This is a genomic window from bacterium (genome assembly GCA_037128595.1).
Lineage (GTDB): Bacteria > Verrucomicrobiota > Kiritimatiellia > CAIKKV01 > CAITUY01 > JAABPW01.
Window position 1 is genome coordinate 1 of the sequence record JBAXWB010000043.1, and the last position, 18,745, is coordinate 18,745.

10 protein-coding genes are annotated in these 18,745 nt (G+C 59.0%); 9 read left to right on the top strand and 1 reads right to left on the bottom strand.

Annotation, left to right across the window (positions count from 1 at the left end):
• The first annotated feature begins 41 nt into the window (after window positions 1-41).
• The 3 genes from WCS52_18205 to WCS52_18215 are packed head-to-tail and all read left to right on the top strand — an operon-like array spanning window position 42 to window position 5,693.
• Window positions 42-491 (top strand): hypothetical protein, encoded by a 450-nt coding sequence (locus WCS52_18205; GenBank protein MEI6169118.1) that lies wholly within the window; start codon window positions 42-44, stop codon window positions 489-491.
• Window positions 488-2,416 (top strand): DUF2961 domain-containing protein, encoded by a 1,929-nt coding sequence (locus tag WCS52_18210; GenBank protein ID MEI6169119.1) that lies wholly within the window; start codon window positions 488-490, stop codon window positions 2,414-2,416. The genes WCS52_18205 and WCS52_18210 overlap by 4 nt, the downstream gene beginning before the upstream one ends.
• Window positions 2,417-2,423: 7 nt before the next feature.
• A complete protein-coding gene (locus tag WCS52_18215; GenBank protein ID MEI6169120.1) occupies window positions 2,424-5,693 on the top strand; it encodes a LamG-like jellyroll fold domain-containing protein in 3,270 nt (1,089 codons plus the stop codon).
• 448 nt (window positions 5,694-6,141) lie between these two features.
• Here WCS52_18215 and WCS52_18220 read toward each other — a convergent pair whose 3' ends face one another.
• Entirely contained in the window at window positions 6,142-6,666 is a 525-nt protein-coding gene (locus WCS52_18220; GenBank protein ID MEI6169121.1) for a DUF6036 family nucleotidyltransferase, read from the bottom strand.
• A 323-nt stretch (window positions 6,667-6,989) separates the two neighbouring features.
• Here WCS52_18220 and WCS52_18225 point away from each other — a divergent pair, with 323 nt between their 5' ends.
• The 6 genes from WCS52_18225 (at window position 6,990) to WCS52_18250 (ending at window position 18,668) form a co-directional block, all read left to right on the top strand.
• On the top strand, window positions 6,990-10,391 hold the full coding sequence (locus tag WCS52_18225) for a hypothetical protein (protein ID MEI6169122.1): 3,402 nt from the start codon (window positions 6,990-6,992) through the stop codon (window positions 10,389-10,391).
• A gap of 72 nt (window positions 10,392-10,463) precedes the next feature.
• Window positions 10,464-11,762 (top strand): alpha-L-fucosidase, encoded by a 1,299-nt coding sequence (locus WCS52_18230; protein ID MEI6169123.1) that lies wholly within the window; start codon window positions 10,464-10,466, stop codon window positions 11,760-11,762.
• 41 nt (window positions 11,763-11,803) lie between these two features.
• A complete protein-coding gene (locus WCS52_18235) occupies window positions 11,804-13,189 on the top strand; it encodes an alpha/beta hydrolase-fold protein (protein ID MEI6169124.1) in 1,386 nt (461 codons plus the stop codon).
• A 20-nt stretch (window positions 13,190-13,209) separates the two neighbouring features.
• Entirely contained in the window at window positions 13,210-14,292 is a 1,083-nt protein-coding gene (locus WCS52_18240) for a Gfo/Idh/MocA family oxidoreductase (GenBank protein ID MEI6169125.1), read from the top strand.
• A 288-nt stretch (window positions 14,293-14,580) separates the two neighbouring features.
• Window positions 14,581-16,284, top strand: a complete 1,704-nt coding sequence (locus tag WCS52_18245; GenBank protein ID MEI6169126.1) for a choice-of-anchor Q domain-containing protein — start codon at window positions 14,581-14,583, stop codon at window positions 16,282-16,284.
• Window positions 16,285-16,322: 38 nt separating this feature from the next.
• Window positions 16,323-18,668, top strand: a complete 2,346-nt coding sequence (locus WCS52_18250) for a choice-of-anchor Q domain-containing protein (protein ID MEI6169127.1) — start codon at window positions 16,323-16,325, stop codon at window positions 18,666-18,668.
• The last annotated feature ends 77 nt before the right edge of the window (window positions 18,669-18,745 follow it).

Genomic DNA, 18,745 nt, shown 5'->3' on the forward strand with positions numbered 1-18,745 from the left:
AGATTCCCGCCAGCCATTAGCCAATGCTGTTGCATTGGCTAATGGCTGGCGGGAAGGATAATGTCTGGTACTTCTCCAATTCCGGCACGCACGCCACCTATTTTGCAGGTCACTCGCTGGATCCGGCAAAGAATTTAAAGCACGTCTCGTTCTTCCCTGAAGCATCCTACTACCCGGCGGGTGGCGCCTCGGTTCACCATTTTGCCGCGCCGGGCAAGGTTACGCTGGCCCGCCTGGCCCGCAAGGATGGCAGGTATTGGATGGCCATTGTGCCCGGCAAGTTCGTGCAGTTCCCGCGCAAGGTCATGGTTCAAAAGGGTTCGACCGTGACGCCGGAGTGGCCCATCGCTTTCACGCGGCTGGCGTGTTCGGCGGACGACTTCCTGGCCCATTTTCCCTGCAATCATATTCACGGCTGCTATGGCGATTGGACACAGGAATTGCTCCATGTCGCCAGCCTGCTGGGAATCGAAACGCGGGTATTTGGATGAACCGGTCTGGTATTGACAACATGCTGGCCTTGGATCGGCTGCCGTTTCTCGATGGTAGCGTGACAGCCCATTACGAGGGCAGCATCGACAAACAAGGCGGCAACGCCGACTGGGACTGGTGGCTCTACCAGGATGACCGTGGCGAATGGGTGCTGCTGGATGTGGATGGGCCTGGCTGTATTTACAACTTTGTGCAACACCGGTATCCCAGCAGTAAGGTGCCGGTGTTCCGGTTCTATTTCGATGGCGAGTTAGAACCGCGCTTCACGATTACACCGGCGGAATTCGGAAAGAAATTCCCGTTTATCAAGCCCCTTGCCGATATCTTCGTGGGCGATGACATTCCACCCCAGGGGCGCGGTCCGATCTGGGTCGTACGGAGTTTTGTGCCCATGCCGTTTCGCAAGTCCTGCCGGATCACATCATCGGTTAAACTCGAAGGAGCAGATAAGACCAAGGGGGAGGGCGGCTGGGGGCACGCGATCTACCACCGTTATGCGACCGTTGAGGGCGTGAAAACCTTTACGGGGCAAGAGGATTATTCCCCGCTGCTCAGGGCATGGGCGGCGGTGGGGCACGACCCGAAGGAGGTAACTGGCCCCGAACAAGTTGCGGGCAATGTCACCGTGGCGTCGGGGGCGACCGTCAGCCTGCTCGATCTTACGGGTGCGGGTTGCGTGACTGCCCTGCGGTTGCACGCCGACCCCCTGTCTGCCGTGTGGTTGAGAGACCTGTGGCTCAGGGTGACGTGGGATGGCCACAGTCGGCCTGATGTGGAGTGCCCTCTGGGCGCCTTTTTCGGCAATGAGATCGGGAACAACCGCATCGGGTTTCTGACGCATGGACAGACTTCCAACGGCACATTCTACTGCTATTTCCCGATGCCGTTCGGGAAATCGGCCCGGGTGGAATTGATGAATCGGGGTCAGGGGAATGGACCGCGCATCGCCTATGAACTGTTGCTGGCGCCGGCGGCAAAGGTTCTTGCGCCGCTGCAATACGGCTATTTCAAGGCCTCTCCGTATTATCCGCCGACGGCGGTGCGACGCGGGCGGGATTCGATTATCGCGGAGGTTGCCGGCCGGGGCCACATTGTGGCCTGCACATTGACCGGGCGGTCGTTAAACAATCAATATGTTTCCTGCGAGGGGGACGTCCGGTTGTATATCGATGGGCGCGCCACGCCGCAGATTGAGAGCGATGGCTCGGAAAGCCATGCCTGTTACGGATGGGGGTTCGTCTATCCACCGCAACAGAATCCGGTCTCAGGGTACGATGGCAGCGGTCATCCACTTTATGAATTCAGTGAGACCCGCATCAACCTTGGCGACCGGTATCCGTTCCAAACCGGTTTCCGGTTTGCTTTCGAGGCCGGCGGCCACAATGACACCGACATGGTGCATTCCGGGGTGGTGCTCTACTATGGCGTGGAGGCGCCGGGCATGATCCTGACCGACGAAGTCGCCATCGGCGATGCAGATTCGGAACGGGCCCACGATTATCGTGTGGAGCGTCAGGTATGGCACGGCGAACTCACGGCGAAATATGAAGACGATGTCGATACCGTTCGGACGGCGCCAGGGAGAGCTTTTAACGGCTCCAGCGAGTTCGTTGCGACGATCCGGACGGACAACGATGGCGTCCGGTTACGCCGTCTGGCCGATCAGCAGCATGGTCGGCAGAGGGTGCGCGTAGTAGTCGATGGTGTTCCGGTGTCAGAACGCACATGGTACCAGCCCGATCAAAATCCCCATCGCCGTTGGCTGGAGGACGAATTCGAGATTCCGGCGGAGTATACGCGCGGGAAGTCACGAATCAAACTGCGGTTGGAAGTGGTGTCGGCGAGTGAGTCGCCAGCCTGGACGGAGTTCCAGTATTGGGTCTATTCACATTTACAGGCGCCGACAGGCAAACAAGGAAAATGAAAACACAATGAAGAAGATTAACGACTCGTTCCTTGACTCTTCAAAAGACAAAAAGGCCGCGGCGATCATCAATGATCCTGTGCATGGCGAAGTCCTTGATGCCCGCTTCGGCGCGTTGCGGGTGCCGTGGTATGACAATCTGGCGACGCCCCGGTTCACGGTTGAGGTCTGGGCCAAGCCCCGGCACAACACAGAGTGGCTTGTCTCTTGCCAACCGCCTGATCGGGCACACCCCTGGGTGATCGCCGTGGGCCAGGGCGGCGATCTGGCTGCGTTTTTCCCCGGAGCGGGTATTGCATGGTATTGGAACTGCGTGCCTGTCAATGACGGCCAATGGCATCATTTGGCCATGACGGTCGACGGTCAGACCCCTCAGTTCTTTGTCGATGGACGACTCACTCCCACCGATGCGGGGTCACAAAACAAGCCCCATACAATTGCGCTGGAGCCCGGACTTCACGCTGGCACAGATAGCTATTTCGCCAATGCCGAAGGGGCGCCGGGCGGTGACGGTCTGATCCACGCCATCCGCATCTCGCGCGGCATACGAGCGATCACCTCAGACTCCGACGGCGCGATCACCGCGGACGAGGCGACGATCGGGCTATGGAACTTCAACCACGTCATCGACGGCACCTTTGTTCGCGACGAATCAGGCCAAGGCGGCGACGGCACGCTCTCGGCTGTCGACCTGCCCGAAAAGCCGCTCAGCCTCGATGCGATTGACCGGCATTTCTATGCCCCCGGACCCGGCCCGATGGAGGGTGAGGCCTCCGCTGTGACGTTCCTTTCCGCCGATCCTGGCCTTGCGCCAGTTCCAACGGCGGATTCGACCATCCTGGATGGTCAGTGGGAAATGGCAGAGGACGGTGATGACGAATCGCGACTCGCACCGGGTTCGTGGGATGATGCGATCCCCGCCGCCGTTCCTGGCAGCGTCCACGCCGCACTGCAAAAGGCCGGGAAGATCCCCGACCCCAAGGGCGGACGCAACGACGCGATGGCCAACCGGCAAAGTTTCAAGACCTGGTGGTGCCGCACGTATTTCCCGCGCCCTGTCGGCGCGCGACATCGACTGGTCTTTGACGGCGTGGCCATCCGCTGCTCCGTCTGGCTCAACGGCACGAAACTCGGTGAGCATGAAGGAATGTTCGGCGGTCCCTCGTTCGACATCGCCGCGCTGCTGCGCGACCGGAATGAACTGGTCGTGAAACTTGATCCCGCCCCGCACGAGGGTCCGGCAGGCATGAAGTACTCGTCTCCCACCTTTGAAAAGGCGAACAACGGGTGGCGCAAGACAGTCGTCTTCAACAACGTCTACGGCTGGCACTATTCCAACATCCCCTCGTTGGGCATTTGGCGGTCTGTGCGGGTGGAAGCGGCGCCGACGGTTCGGCTTCTCCACCCCTTTGTCGCCACCGAACACGCCGCCGATGGAAAGATTCATCTGGTCGTGGATCTGCAAGGCCCCGCCACCGGCTGGGCCGGCAAACTGACGGGCATGATCCGGCCGCACAACTTCACCGGGAAGCCGCTGCACTTCGAATGGCCGGTTCGCGCGGCGCAGGCCGGGCAGCGCCAATCCCTGCGGCTTCAGATTCCCGATGTGGAACTGTGGTGGCCCAATGGCTACGGCAAGCAATCGCTGTATCAACTCAACTTGCGCTTTACGCCTGAGGTCGCCGGTACTGCCGACGAGCGCGAAGTGGTTTTCGGTGTCCGCACCATCGAGATGGGACCGGGTCCCGAAGGAACCAATCACAAGCGCTATAACTGGACATTCATTGTCAACGGGCGGCCGTTGTTCATCAAGGGCACGGGCTGGTGCACCCTGGATTCGTCGATGGACTTCAGCGCGGCGCGGTACGAGCGCTTCCTGCAAATGGCCAAGGACCAGCACTGCCAGATGGTGCGGGCCTGGGGGAGCGGCATGCCCGAGACGGACGAGTTCTACGACGCGTGCGACCGGCTGGGGTTGCTGGTCATGCAGGAGTGGCCCACCGCGTGGAACAGCCACGCCGACCAGCCGTATGAGGTGCTGGAAGAAACGGTGCGTCTCAATACCCTGCGCCTGCGCAACCACCCGAGTCTGGCGATGTGGGGCGGCGGCAACGAATCCAATATGCCGTTTGGGAAAGCCATCGACATGATGGGCCGCCTGGCGGTCGAACTGGACGGCACCCGCCCTTTCCATCGCGGGGAACCGTGGGGCGGCAGCACCCACAACTACGACTGTTGGTGGGGCAAAGCGCCGTTGGACGCCAATTTGCAGATGACCTCTTTATTCTTTGGCGAGTTCGGGATCGCGAGTATGCCGGTTATGGAATCGGTGATGCGTTACCTGCCCGAGGAGGAACGCCACGAGTGGCCGCCACGTGAAGACGGAAGCTTCGCGTACCACACCCCGGTATTCAATCGGCGGGAAGATGTTGCCCGCCTGCGGCAGTACGCCGGTTACTTCACGGAGGGCCGGACCCTGGAACGGTTTATTGCCGGCTCGCAACTGGCGCAGTGCGTCGCGCTGCGTCATACGCTGGAACGTGCCCGCACACGGTGGCCCGAGGCGACCGGCGCGCTGCTATATAAGCTGAACGATAACTATCCGGCCGCCAGTTGGGCGACGGCGGATTGGTACGGCGCGACAAAGCTCAGTCACTGGTTTGTGCAGGACGCCTTCGCGCCGGTGACGGCCGTCGTGTTATTCGAGAGTGTAAATAACGTCGGCAAGGCACTCGCCCTTCCGGTGTTTCTCCTCGATGACACGGCCGCGCTGGGCCAGGTGAACTGGCGGGTGCGTATCCGCGCCTTTGATGGTAAGCTGAAGCAAGTAAAGGAGACGATATTCGATGGAGCCGGAGCAGTCGAGCAGGGCCGGCGGAGATTGGGCACCTTTGACCTGACCGCAGAAGAGACGCAGGCGGTGCCGCTGCTGGTCGTCAGCGAGGTCGAAGCCGATGGCCGTCAGGTCCACCGCACGTTCTATTTCGTGAACTACGAAGCGAAGAAAGATTCCCTGTTTGAACTGCCTGCAACGACGTACGAACTTGCGGCCGGCAATGGCGTGGCGCGAGTCACCAACACGGGATTGCACCCCGCGGTGGGCGTGACCATCAGTCGTCCCGGTCATGCCGATACGTTTTCCGCAGACGACAACGCCTTTTGGCTCGATCCGGGTGAGTCGCGCACGGTCGCCGTCAACAGCACCGACGGACTGGCGGTAGAGGCATTCAACAAGAGCAACAACCCGGAACTGGAGCCGGCCGTTCCCGGCCGGTAGAGAAGGGGATCGCCCAAGGGATCTAAGTCCGGCAGGTTGATCGGTTAGGCGCGCGCGAGGGCATTTGCGGAGACAAATAGATTGCGGCGTCTAAAGGGGACGGGGCTCTCAACCAACAGAATGGCCTTCAATGTCTCAAGCCCTCCCGCAAACCATGGCCGGTGCAAATAACATTGCGGCGACTCCGTCCATTCGGGCGGGGTTAGAGACGATTCGCGACAGACCGTTTCAACCACAGCAGCCAGATAGGCATTACAATCGGCATGTGTTTTGGCATCCAACCACACCGGCGTTTCGCAAATTAACGCCAATTTTTCTTTCGGAGACGAACAGCGCTGCCGGAAATCATCAAGAAAATCGCCTAATAATTGTAACGACAACGTTTTCCCGAGAGAGACCTCATTATTCCATGTGAGGCTTATATCTCTAATGGTTGTACGAACCACATTCATGACGTCTCGATTTCCTGGCAAAGTTCTTCGATGGCAAAACGGGTTTTGGGCTGAATCTGATTCCCGGGATAATACTTTTCAACAACATTCAAAATGGCCGCTGCATTCCGTAGTTTCAGATGCTTCATCAGGAACCTGATGTCGTGAATATCCGTTTCATCTTTCCCGATTCGCATACTCATGCATTTCATTGCCAGCAGATATTCCGGTGCCGCCACAAAAACCTTTAAATTGGGCAAATCAAGCAAAGGCTTGGTTTCGCCCGCAGAACTGAGGAATCCTTTCACGGCATCATTCAACCATCCTTCAGCAGCCCCGCACTCCTCTGTTACTTTGGCCGCAGCCTGATAAACTAAAGCCTTCGGAGCAAATACGGCATCCACATCCTTCGTGCTGAGCCGGGCCTTGTGAGCCAAGACCATAGCTGCGCCGCCGAAAATAACAATCTCGCCCACCACATTATTCAAGGCTAACAACTCTGAAAGACGGGCGAGATAGGCTTCTATTTCTTGGCTGTCCATAATGCGTAAGAATAACACGACCCGCTATAATGACAAGAAAACTGAATAATAGATGAATAATATGAAAGTTGTAATGTGAAATGCCGTAGCGAGAAAAGAAAGCGTTCCACGCCGCGGCTCGCTATCCTTTGTGGTCTTGCCGCAGAACACTAACCCGGAACTGGAGCCGGCCGTTCCCGTCCGGTAGTGAAGGGGGTCGCCCAAGGGACCTGCCTCGTGAATACATCTCGTGTTACCGTGTACATGTTAGTAATTCAGATTGACGGCGCCGGCGTCAGGATGTTACCTTCTGCGGGAATGCTGGAGAACAAGGAATCAAAATCATGCGCATGACAAGAATGGTGATGAGATTGATCGGGCTCGCAGGGGCTTTAACGGTGCAGGCTGGTGTTAATCTCATTAATGATCCCTCATTTGAGGAACCCCAGGCGCGAAACCAGTTCGGGCACGTCTTCAAGAAATGGGGTGGCTGGAAATATGAGGGCGACTGCTCGTTCGAGGTCGGCCAGGTCGCGCACTCCGGGAAACACTCCTGCCTGCTGGCGGGCGTCAGCGGGCCCAAGATCCGCGTCTGCATGCCGGAAAAAGAACTCGAACCCGGACGCTACCGCATCACCGCCTTCATCCGCGGGTTGGATATCGGGTCCGGCACCTGGAAGGGGAATACGGAGTTCATGTTTGACGGCGTCTACATCGGACTCGAAAAGGGCGGCACGTTTGGCTGGACGCCCCTGACCTATGTCGCCGACATCAAGGCGAAGAAGAAGGTCTCCAGTCCGTCATTCGGTTTGATGGCGCCTGGGTTCTTATGGATCGACGATGTTACCTTGGAGAAGGTCCCGGCCGATACGCCGCTCACGCCTCAACCGGTGCTGGGCAGGGAAGAGGCGCCGATTGTACCCCCGGGCCCACTGGGCGCGGACCAGATGCGTTGCCCGCTGTGCGGCTACCGCAACGAGCCGGCGTGGAAGACCTGCTACTCCTGCGGCTCGGTGCTGACGGCAAAACCCAGGCGCGCGGAGGGGCCGGCGGTGAAACTGATCGCCTCGTTTGAGGATAACGCCCCGATCGACGGAGATGTGGCGACCATGAAGGTGGTTACCGAACACGCCACAGACGGTGCCAAGGCGCTGCGCCTGGATCGCAGTTACATGGGCTTGAACGGTCCTCAGGATTGGACCGGCTACGATTATCTCAAGGCGGATATCTACGCCGACGCGGCCGAACCCGTACCGATCTATCTGGAGATCCGCGACAAGTCCACCGACGGCTACTGGACGCGTGTCAACTATGAGACCATTGTGCCGCCCGGCCAGAGCACGCTGACGATTCCCGTGAAGCAGCTTTACGTCGGTGAGAAAGCCCGCCCTGGCCGGATGCTTGATCTGGCGGGTGTGACCCGCCTCGCCCTCAGCCACGCGGCGGAGAAGCCGGCGGGCCCGCTGTTCATCGATAACATCCGTCTGGAACGCGACGATGCGGCTGAAAAAGTTGTCTTTGATGGACTCTACGCCTTCGATTTCGGCGCGGGTACGAGTCCGGTTATGGATGGGTTCACGCCCATCACGGCCTCCTCCATGTATTCCAAGGGACGCGGCTATGGACTCAAGAACGCCAAGGTGTGGCAAACGATCGACGCCCTTCAGCCGGACCCGCTCTACCAGGACTTCATCTGCATCGAGTCCGGCGGCTTGGCCGTGGATGTTCCGAACGGGACCTACCATGTGTTCGTCAATATCGATAGTCCGTCCGAATACTGGGGCGATTTCCAGCGTTATACCAAGCGGACGGTCCTGGCCCAGGGGCAGCCTGTGGTCGTTGAGACCATGACCTTTGCGGACCAGTTACGCAAATACTTCCGCTTCTGGAATGCCGATGACCTGCCGACCGAGAACACGTTCGACAAGTATCAGAAGGCCTATTTCCATGAAAAACAATTTGATGTTGCGGTCACCAACGGACAACTCAGTATTGACTTCCAGGGCGAGAACTGGGGTTGCTGTGTTTCTGCCGTCGTGATCTACCCGGTGGCCAAGGCGGACCAGGGCCGGAAATTCCTCCAGTTTGTTGAGAACCGGCGGCGCTTCTACTTCGACAACTACTTCAAGCGTATTCTGCACAAGCCGGCTGGCGACCCACTGGCGCCGGCGGCGGCGGACCAGGCGCGCGGCTATGTGCTCTTCCAACCTGACACCATGCGGGATATCTACTACAACGACACGCCGAAGGCCGGCGAAGCCTGCACGAAGTTGCAGGGGGACGCCTTCGCAGGCGTGAGTGAGCCGGTCGCCCTGGCTCTCGTGCCTCTTCGTGATCTGGGCGAGGTAACCGTGACCGTGAGCGATCTCAAAGGCCGGGCCGGTGCGATTCCGGCTTCCGCCGTGGATGTCGGCTTTGTCTCCTATCGTGTGACGCGGGTGACCATGGATGGCGGCGTCTACACGATCAAACCCCGTTTGCTGATGCCCGCGAACACCGTGGCTTGTCCCAAGGACATGGCGCGGTGTTTCTGGCTGACGGTTAAAACACCCGTGGATGCCAAGGCCGGGCTCTATCAGGGCGAGGTGACGGTAGTGTCCGCCAAGGGCCGCCGTGACACCCTTCCGTTCGTATTTACCGTACATGCCGGTACGCTGGATCCGGTCGACATGCCTGCGGGCCCGTTCGGGTACTCCATCGGCGTGCCGTGGGTCGGCGGCGACACGAACGCGGCCGCCTTTGCAGCCTCACTATCCGCGAAAAGCCTGCAGCGCCTGCGCGACTATGGCTTCACCGCCTTCACCGGGGTCCCGGATATCGCGTATCGTGGGTTCAACAAGGAGCGTCAGCCCCAGTTTGATTTTACCCGCGCTGATGCGCAGATGAAGCAAGCCCGGGACATGGGTTTTCTGGCGGTTGTCACCTATGGCGGCGGTGTCAGAGGGATCAACGCCTATGCCAAGGATAATACCGCCATGCAGGCCGCAGGGTTCAGTGACTATAGCGAGTTCATCAAGGCGGTCTACACCGCCATCCAGAAACACGCCGACGAACAGGGCTGGTTGCCAGTGTACTATAACCTGTGCGACGAGCCGATCGGCGAGGCGCTGGACGCTTCGACGGCGAATGCGGCGGCCTACCGCAAGGCATTCCCCAAGGGGCCGCCTTATTTTACCGGAGCGACCAGTTACGAAGGCGCGGATCCCAAGGCTCCGCACTACCTGCTGGCCAAGGCCCTGCATGTGGCTGACTGGAACGGACACAACGAGGATTCGGTCAAGATGCTGCGTGATGCCGGTGGTGATTGGGCTTTCTACAACGGAGGGAACCGCTGGACCTATGGCGATTACCTGTATAAATGTTTCAAGCAGTTTGGTGCCAAATACCGTGTTTCCTGGCACTGGAATGTGGTCGCCGGTGACCCGTACTATGCGCTTGACTGCCGCGAAGACGACTATGCCTGGTGCAACGCCTCGCCGGACGGGCGGCTGGTGCCATCACTGGACTTTGAGCGCAATCGTCTGGGTTTGAATGACTATCGCCGGCTCATTACGCTGACGCGTCTGGCCAAAGAGAAGGTTGGAACGCCGGCTGCACAGGCGGCGGAGAAGTTGATTGCCGATCGCATGGCCTGTTTCAAGCTGGGTCAGCGTGACCACGATGCGATTCTAGGTGCTGAAGACTGGTCCCGTTTCCGCCGCCAGGTTACCGGGGCGATTACTCTTCTCAGAGGTGGGGCATTGTAATGCTTCGAAAACGACTGAAACGAACATGGGTTGAACACTTAAGATATAAACTTGAACATTAAGGATGCTAGCATGAACTCTAAGGATGCAAACGGGGAACAGGATACTTCCGCGCAGCAGGTATTCACGCGCCAGGCCAACACGCCGGAGCGGGTGGAGTGGTACCAGGACAAGGCTCTCGGGATGTATATCTTCTGGACCGTTGATGCGCAACTCGGGATCGTCGAGGCGCACTCGGTCATTGGCGCATCGGACGATTATCTCCACCGGTACTTCAACGATTTACCGCGTACGTTCAACCCGCGCCACTTCGATGCCGCCTGGTACGCCCGGATGGCAAAGGTGTGCGGCTTCGATTACGTCTGCATCTGCGCCAAGAACCACAATGGTTGGTGTGCCTGGGATACCCAGACCACGGAGTTCAACGTCATGCGCACGCCCTTCGGGCGTGATTTGATGCGCGAACTGACCGATGCGTTTCATGCGCAAGGGATCCCGGTGAGCCTCTATTTTTCGCCTGATGACGCGTGGTTCTCATGGGTCAAGCATGGATTGCGGCCGTCGCGCCTGCGCGACTATGACCGGCCCGACCGCAATCCGGCGTTGCTGGAGTACGACAAGGCGCAAATCCGGGAGCTTATCGAAAAGTACGAGCCGGAGATGTTGTGCTTCGATGGTGGGGCGGGGGCGGAAAAACTGCTGGTGGAATTCGCGTGGTCCTTGCGTCCCGATATCATGATTACCCGCGGCGCACTGACGACTCCGGAACAATCCCTGCCGGACACTATCCGTGGACCGTTCGAGGCGCACTATACGATCGGTACGCAATGGCAGTATAAGGCCGGAAACGATACCAACAAGACCGGCAAGGAACTGATCGAGTTGCTGTTTCGTATTCGGGCGCTGGGGGGAACACTGCTGTTGGCCATTGGTGGACCGGATGACGACGGCCTGTTGCCGCGTGACAAGGACGATCTGCTTCGGGAACTCGGCTTGTGGTTGTTCGTAAATGGCGAAGCGGTTCGCGGGGTGCGCCCCTGGTCGGTCGTCGGGGAGAATACCGTCATGTACAGCGCCGGCAAAGATGGGAGCACCCTGTATGTGCTCGATACGCAGCGTGCACTCGGCCGCGGCGAAAGGCGTACATTGACGATCGCCAGCGCCCGGGCCACGCCGGAGACACGGATTGAAGTGCTTGGCCATAGCGGCGAGTTGCTTGAGTATGACGAGAAATTCGATGCCCGTCCTAAATATCAGCAAACCGATTTCGGTCTGGTCATCAGTTATACGCAGTCGCAGCGGATGTACAACAACTGGCAATGGCCCAACCCGGCCGTGGTCAAACTGACAAACGTGGAGCCGGCGCAGTGAAGTCATTCCGGTTGGACAGGTGTAAAGAGAAAGGACAACAAATGATACGAACTTTCACGGCGGTGCTTCTCCTGATCGGTTCCTCTATGTTCTCGCGGGCAACAGAAGAGAAGGCCAATCTCCAATTGACCAAAGTCGAGGAACGGGCTGGTACCAAGGGTAATTCCATGATCGTCTTCACCCATAAGGCTGTTTCGGGATTGGATTCGCCCGGCTACGTGGCGACCGGTTACGAGTACCATGTCACCTTCGGTCTGCCTGCGGGGTACAATCCCGGTGACAAGAAGCCGCGTCCACTGCTGCTATGGTTGCACGGTTTCGGCGACACCTGGCAGGACATCATTACTTGCGCGAACTGGTTTCCTGACATGCTGGTGATCATTCCCAATGATCCCTTGGGTACCTGGTTCTATGGCTACTCCGATCAACTCCCCGGTGGCGACCCGAACACCGGCATGGTGGTCAACTACACCGAGCGGCGCCTGCTGGCCTACCTGAAGTATTTCGAGAACAACTATCCAGTCGATACGAATCGTGTGTTCGTGCTGGGCGGTTCGATGGGCGGGACCGGTGCGACGTCATTAGCCCTGCGTTACCCGAAGATTTTTGCTGCTGCGGATGCGCGCAAAGGAGCCACCAATCGGCTGTACTGCCGATGGCGGCCGCAGTGCGAGACGATCTGGGGCCGATTTGATGCGAAGGTGAAGAACAACGAGGGCGTCAACGTGTGGGACTGGCAGAACATGGCTTGGTATGCCTCCCGGTATCATAAAGAGGCCACGTGGATCCGGACACTGAATGGGCGCGAGGATGTCTCAATCCCGTTCCGGCAACTGGCGGGACCGCCCGGCGTCGAGCCGATGAGTTTCTACCAGGCGCTGGAGACGTTCAAGATCGGGCACCAGTGCTTCTGGGATGGCGCATCACACACCAAGCGGCCGGATAAGCCTGTCGGTCTTGACACTTGGTGGGAACCTTTCAAGGATAAGACCTGCTTCCTGCGGCTCGATCTTTCATTCCCGGCGTTCAGTCATTTCTCAGCCAATAATAATCCCGGCACCGGCACGGGAGATGCCGTTGGTGATGACAATCAACTTGGCGACAATACCTATGATGGAGATCCCAACGGCGGGCTCAACCGTTTCCTGCGGTGGAACAGTACGACGATGGTTGACCATCCGGCCGAATATGCCATTGAGATCCAGATGGCGGCGGGCAATGATGGATACAAAGGGAAGGGGACGGAGACCGTGGATATGACCCTGCGCCGCTTGCAGCAATTCGTGGTGACGCCGGGTGCCAGATATCGATGGAGCACCTCATCCGGCCAAACCGGCGAGGCGGTCGCGGATGGCGAAGGGGTGTTGACCCTTCCTGGTGTAAAGGTCACGACGGACTGGACAAAGGTGACGGTAACCAAATCGTAAAAACAGAAAGAGGAGTCGTTATGGCTAATGCATTGAAAGTTTTGATTATCGGTTGTGGTCGCATGGGGGCATCCCATGCCAAAGCTTATCAATCCATTGGCGACTTCAAGGTCGCCGGTCTGTTCAACCGGCACCTGGCGCGCGCGGAGGCGCTAAATCAGGAACTGGGCGGAGGGATCGCGACGTTCGACGATTTCGCCCGCGCGATGGCCGCAACAAAGCCCGATGTGGTCTGCGTTTGCACCACCCCGGGAACCCACGAGGAATACGCCATTGCCGCCCTTAAGGCCGGTGCGCATGTCTTTCTGGAAAAACCGATGGCCACGACGGTCGAGGGCGCCCGGCGCGTTGTCGCGGCAGCGAAACAGGCCCGGCGTAAACTCGTGATCGGCTATGGACTGCGCCACCATCCGTCCTGGATCAAGTTCATTGAGATTGCGCGGACCATGGGCAAGCCCCTGGTCATGCGGATGAACCTGAACCAGCAGGTTGAGGCCGACAATTGGGTGGTAGCCAAGGGCCTTCTGGAATCCCTCTCGCCGATCGTGGACTGCGGCGTGCACTATGTGGATGTCATGTGCCAGATGACCGGCGCCCGTCCGATCCGGGTTTCCGCGATCGGGACCCGGCTCTCGGATGAGATCGCCAAGGACATGTATAACTACGGGCAGTTACAGGTGACGTTCGACGACGGGTCGGTCGGGTGGTACGAGGCCGGGTGGGGCCCCATGATCAGCGAGACGGCCTTCTTCGTGAAGGATGTGATGGGCCCCAAGGGTTGTGTCAGTATCGTGGCGGCCAGCGCCTCGGCCGCGTCCAAGTCCGGTGACATCGAGTCCCACTGCAAGACCGAATCATTGAAGGTTCACTACGCCGATTTGGGGCCTGACAGCCGGTTTACCCGGCCTGACGAGATGGTGGATTTGAGCGATGAACCGAATCACGGGGAAATCTGTCGTCGGGAACAATTGTATCTATTGAAAACAATCCGCGAGGATCTGGATTTATCGCAACACATGGAGGATGGCATCAACAGCCTGCGCATCGTGCTGGCGGCAGATCAGTCGGTCCGCACCGGCAAGACGATCGAACTCGCAGGCTAATCCAGACGTGGAGCCCGCCGCCTGCCCTGAGCGACGTCGAAGGGTCCCCGGCGTTATTCATTTACGCGGAAATAATTGTGTTGAGGCATTCTCAATCTTGAATATCCATTTGTACACGGTAACAGCACGGGAGCGCCACTGAGGATTGCAACATATTCGTTTATGTACACGGTAACACTGAAAAAAAGAGAATTGCGGCATTGACGGGACTGGTGCAGTCTGTTAAAGTTAAGCAGATCAATGGGGTGGGGGCTTGATAAGTTTCGTATACAGCAAAAGGGATAACTCATGAATCGCAACGCATGGTCTTCATTTCGCTCCTTTGCCGGTATCGTCCGCCGGTTGCTTCCCGGGTTGGCGGTTATGCTCATGGCCGGCACCGGGCAGGCCAATATCATCAACCTCACTCATCCCTACACGAACACCACGATTGCCGCGGTGATCGCGAATGCCGCCACCGTGGATGGCGACGTGATCCTCGTCAATACCAACGTCCAGACCGAAAACGGCATCGTGGTCTCCAAAGGGGTGACCCTCATGGGGTTGGGCCAGAACACCACGATCGTGCAGGGCGCCACCGCGCGTTCGAACGCAACCGACCGGATTTTCAATGTCTTGGCAGGCGGCGGCGCAGGCATCTGGAAGTCTTTCACCCTCAGTAACATGACGATCCGTTATGGATACACGACGAACGATGGGGCCGGGCTGCAGGTAGATTACAACAACAGCCCCTACTGGACAACCACGGTGGACCGCGTCACCTTTACCATGAACGACCAGCACGCTGGCATCGGCTCCGGTGGCGGCGCCATTGTCCAGAATAAGTGGCCCAGCATTCTGATCATCCGGAACAGTTCATTCTCCAGCAACACCACATCCAAGGCTGGCGGGGCGATCTACCTGCGTGGCATGGGGGGGATGGAGATCAGCGGAAGTACCTTTGCCCAAAACCAGGCCGCTTCGGGCGGCGGCGGGCTCTACATGGACTATGTTACCTCGGGCATGACGACGATCAAGAACTCTACGTTCGCCTACAATAGCACGCCGGGCAGCACTGGCGGCGGCATCTATTTCGGCGGGCGGAGCGCCTTTACGGGCGCTGTATACAACTGTACGTTCTACTCGAACAGTGCGACGTATGGCGGCGGGATCTTCATCGAAAACGACATTGGAACGCCGGGCACGGTGCGACTAACCAGTTGCCTCCTGGCCTCGAACAGCGCCCCCACGGCTCCGGAACTCTACATCCGCTCGGGCGTCCCGACCACGATTAGCAACTGTTTGGCGCAGGGCGGCATCGGGGGGACAGGCACGTACACCGATGGCGGCGGCAACCAGACGAACGTCAATGCGAAAGTGCTCCCCTTGGCCGACAACGGCGGCCCGACCCTGACCTGTGCCATCGCCTCTGACAGTCCGGCGCGTGACGCAGGCTCCAATCCGCTCAGTCTTGCCGCCGACCAGCGCGGTACCGGTTTTACCCGCACGCGCGGTACGGTCACGGATATCGGCGCCTTCGAATATGGCGCGTCGGCCGTGACCTACCCCGGTACCTTTATAGAAGTCTACCCCTTTAACTCGGGCGCCATCAACAATACGGCCAACCTTCTGATTACCATTGTCGGAGGTGAGACTTTCACCGGCACGGATTGCAGCCAGATCACGAACAACGTGGTCGTCACCAACCTGCCCGCCGGCCTGACTCTTTCCATGATCCGCACCAATAATGGCACCGCCGCTTTGGTCGCACTGCTCGGCAATGCGGCGCAACAGGCGCAAAGCAATACCGTGACGAACCTGGGCTTCACCTTCCTGGATGCCGCCTTCACCCTGGGCAACGCCTCGCAACTCGGCAGCTACAGCGTCACCAACCAGACCGTCCAGTTCTACGACGCGGTGGCCGGCGGTGCCCTGGCGTACGGCGCACGAACTTCCTGGAGGACGCCACCTGGAACGATGGCCGTATCGCCACGGCGAACTCGATCTCCCTGACGGGTGATTTCTTCAATGGAAACAATGGCGAAGACTTTGTGGCTAACGGGTGGGTTGTGCCCGCCAACATCCCCGCCGGTCTGACAGCCGTAGTCACACGCGTCAGCAGCACCAACGTCAGCGTCACCCTTAGCGGACGGGCTACGGCGCATGCCGCGGCGAACAGCACGAACAACCTTGGTCTGACTTTCCTGAACGCGGCGTTCTTTGGCAATAACGCGTCGCTCATCGCCAATGCGGCGGTACCCAACTTGGACGTCACCTTCCTCGACCCTGCCACCAATGTTCAACTGTTGTACGGCGGTACCGTTTTCGCCGAGTCGACGAACAACGACGGCAGTATCGCCACGACGATCGGCATCACGCTGACCAACGATCTATTCAACGGCAACAACGGCGACGACTTTGTGGGCAAAGGCTGGGTCGTGCCCGCCAATGTGCCCGCTGGACTCACCGCCGTGGTGACACGTGTGGACTTGACGCATGTGAATGCCTCCCTGGCCGGCAAGGCTGCGGCGAACAGCAGCAGCGACAGCATTGGCAACCTGACTCTGACCTTTCAGAACAACAGCTTCTACAACACGGCCGCGTTTGCGGTTACAAACTCCAGCCGTTCAGACCTTGCGGTGCAGTTTCTCAACCCGGTGTTGACCTACATCGGCAACGGGTTCCGCGAGTTCTGGCAGAATAACGGCGCCATCGATAACAACTCGCCCGTGCAGGTGAATCTGGCCGGAGAAACGTTTGCCGGGTCTGTCGGTGCGAATCTGCTGGGCGCGGGTGTCACCGTCGCCAATGTGCCATCCGGCTTGACCGCCGTAGTCACCAAGAAGGCGTCCCAAACGGTGGCGATTACGCTCACCGGCGTGGCACCAGCCAACGAAGCCGCCGATAGCATCACCAACCTGACCGTCAGTTTCGGTGACGCCGCTTTCGCGGCAAGTCCGGCATCGATTGTGGCCAACAGCGGCCCCACCAACCTAGCCGTGACGTTCTACAGTGCGGCCAGCAATTTGTATGTGGCGACGGTCGCGAATGGCGGCAGCGACAGCAACGACGGTTCACTGGCGCACCCTTTCGCCACCCTCAAGAAGGCCGTGTCAGTAGCCCGCGCCAACAATAACGACACGATCAATGTGCTGGCGGGGACCTATACCGAGTCCAACATCGTCGTGAATGGCAAGACCGTGACTATTCAGGGCGCCGGCAAGACCAACACGATCGTGCAGGGGGCCGTGGCTCCGTTCTCCGGTGTAAACCAGTACATCTTCTGGATGACCGGTTCCCAGACCATGGCCCTCCGCGATATGACGATCCGCTACGGTGACTACACCAATGGGACTCCTCAGGGGTCGGCAATCTATTCCACGGTGCCGGGTCTGTATGTGACCGGCTGCAGCCTGGTAAGCAACAACATGGTCAGTGCGAACACGGTCGCGGGTGGCAGCGCCCTGAGTCTGGGGGGCGGGCCCGCAGCCCGGGCCACGGTGCTCAATTGCGACGTGATTGGTAACACGGTCAAGGCCGTCCCCGGCGCTGGCAGTTATGGCGGCGGCATCGCCGTCTGGCAATCGCTGGTCATTTCCAACGGCATCTTCTCCGGCAACGTGGCGACCAATGGCGGAGCGCTCTATGTGAATCCAGGTTGCCCAAGTCTGTCGGTTTACGACTCCAGTTTCAACGGCAACAGCGCCAACATTTACGGTGGGGCGGTCATGGTGGATCGGGCCACCAACACACTATTTCAGGGCTGCTCGTTTATCAGCAATTCCGTCATCAACTCAGGCGGCGGTCTCGAAGTGGAGGCCAGCGCAACGGCCTACACCTACCTGATCAACTGCACCTTTGCCGGCAATACGGCAGGCGGGGGCGGCGGATTCCTCGGGCACTACGACTCGCGCGCCCGTATCTACAACTGCACGTTTGTCGGGAACACGGCCGGCACCGGCGGTGGAGCCGCCATGGCGCACTGCACCAGTTGGGTGATCGACAGCACGATTATGGCGAGCAATAACGCAACAACGGCCCCGGATCTGGATCAAGGCGACGGCGTTAATCTGCACGCGGTGACCAACTGCCTGATCGGCAACAACAGCGGTTGCGCCACGATCTTCCCGGCCGGTCTGCCCAATGCCAAGGGCTGTTATGTCGGTACTGCCGGCACGAACCTGAACCCGCTGGTAGGGGTCCCGTCCGACAACGGCGGGCCGACCTGGACCTGCGCCTTGCTGCCGGGAAGTCCGGCGATCGATCATGGCGACAACCCGCTCGGATTGGACTGGGATCAGCGCGGTTACAAACACGTACGCGTGTTCAAGGCCCAATGCGATATCGGCGCCTTCGAATTCTCGCTTCCGACAAGCCTGTTGTTCATCGTGCAGTAGGAGTTGGGATGCAAGGCGCTTCTGTAGCGACTTGTCATATATATATCGGTGAGGTGTGCCCGGGGTTGTAGGGCGTG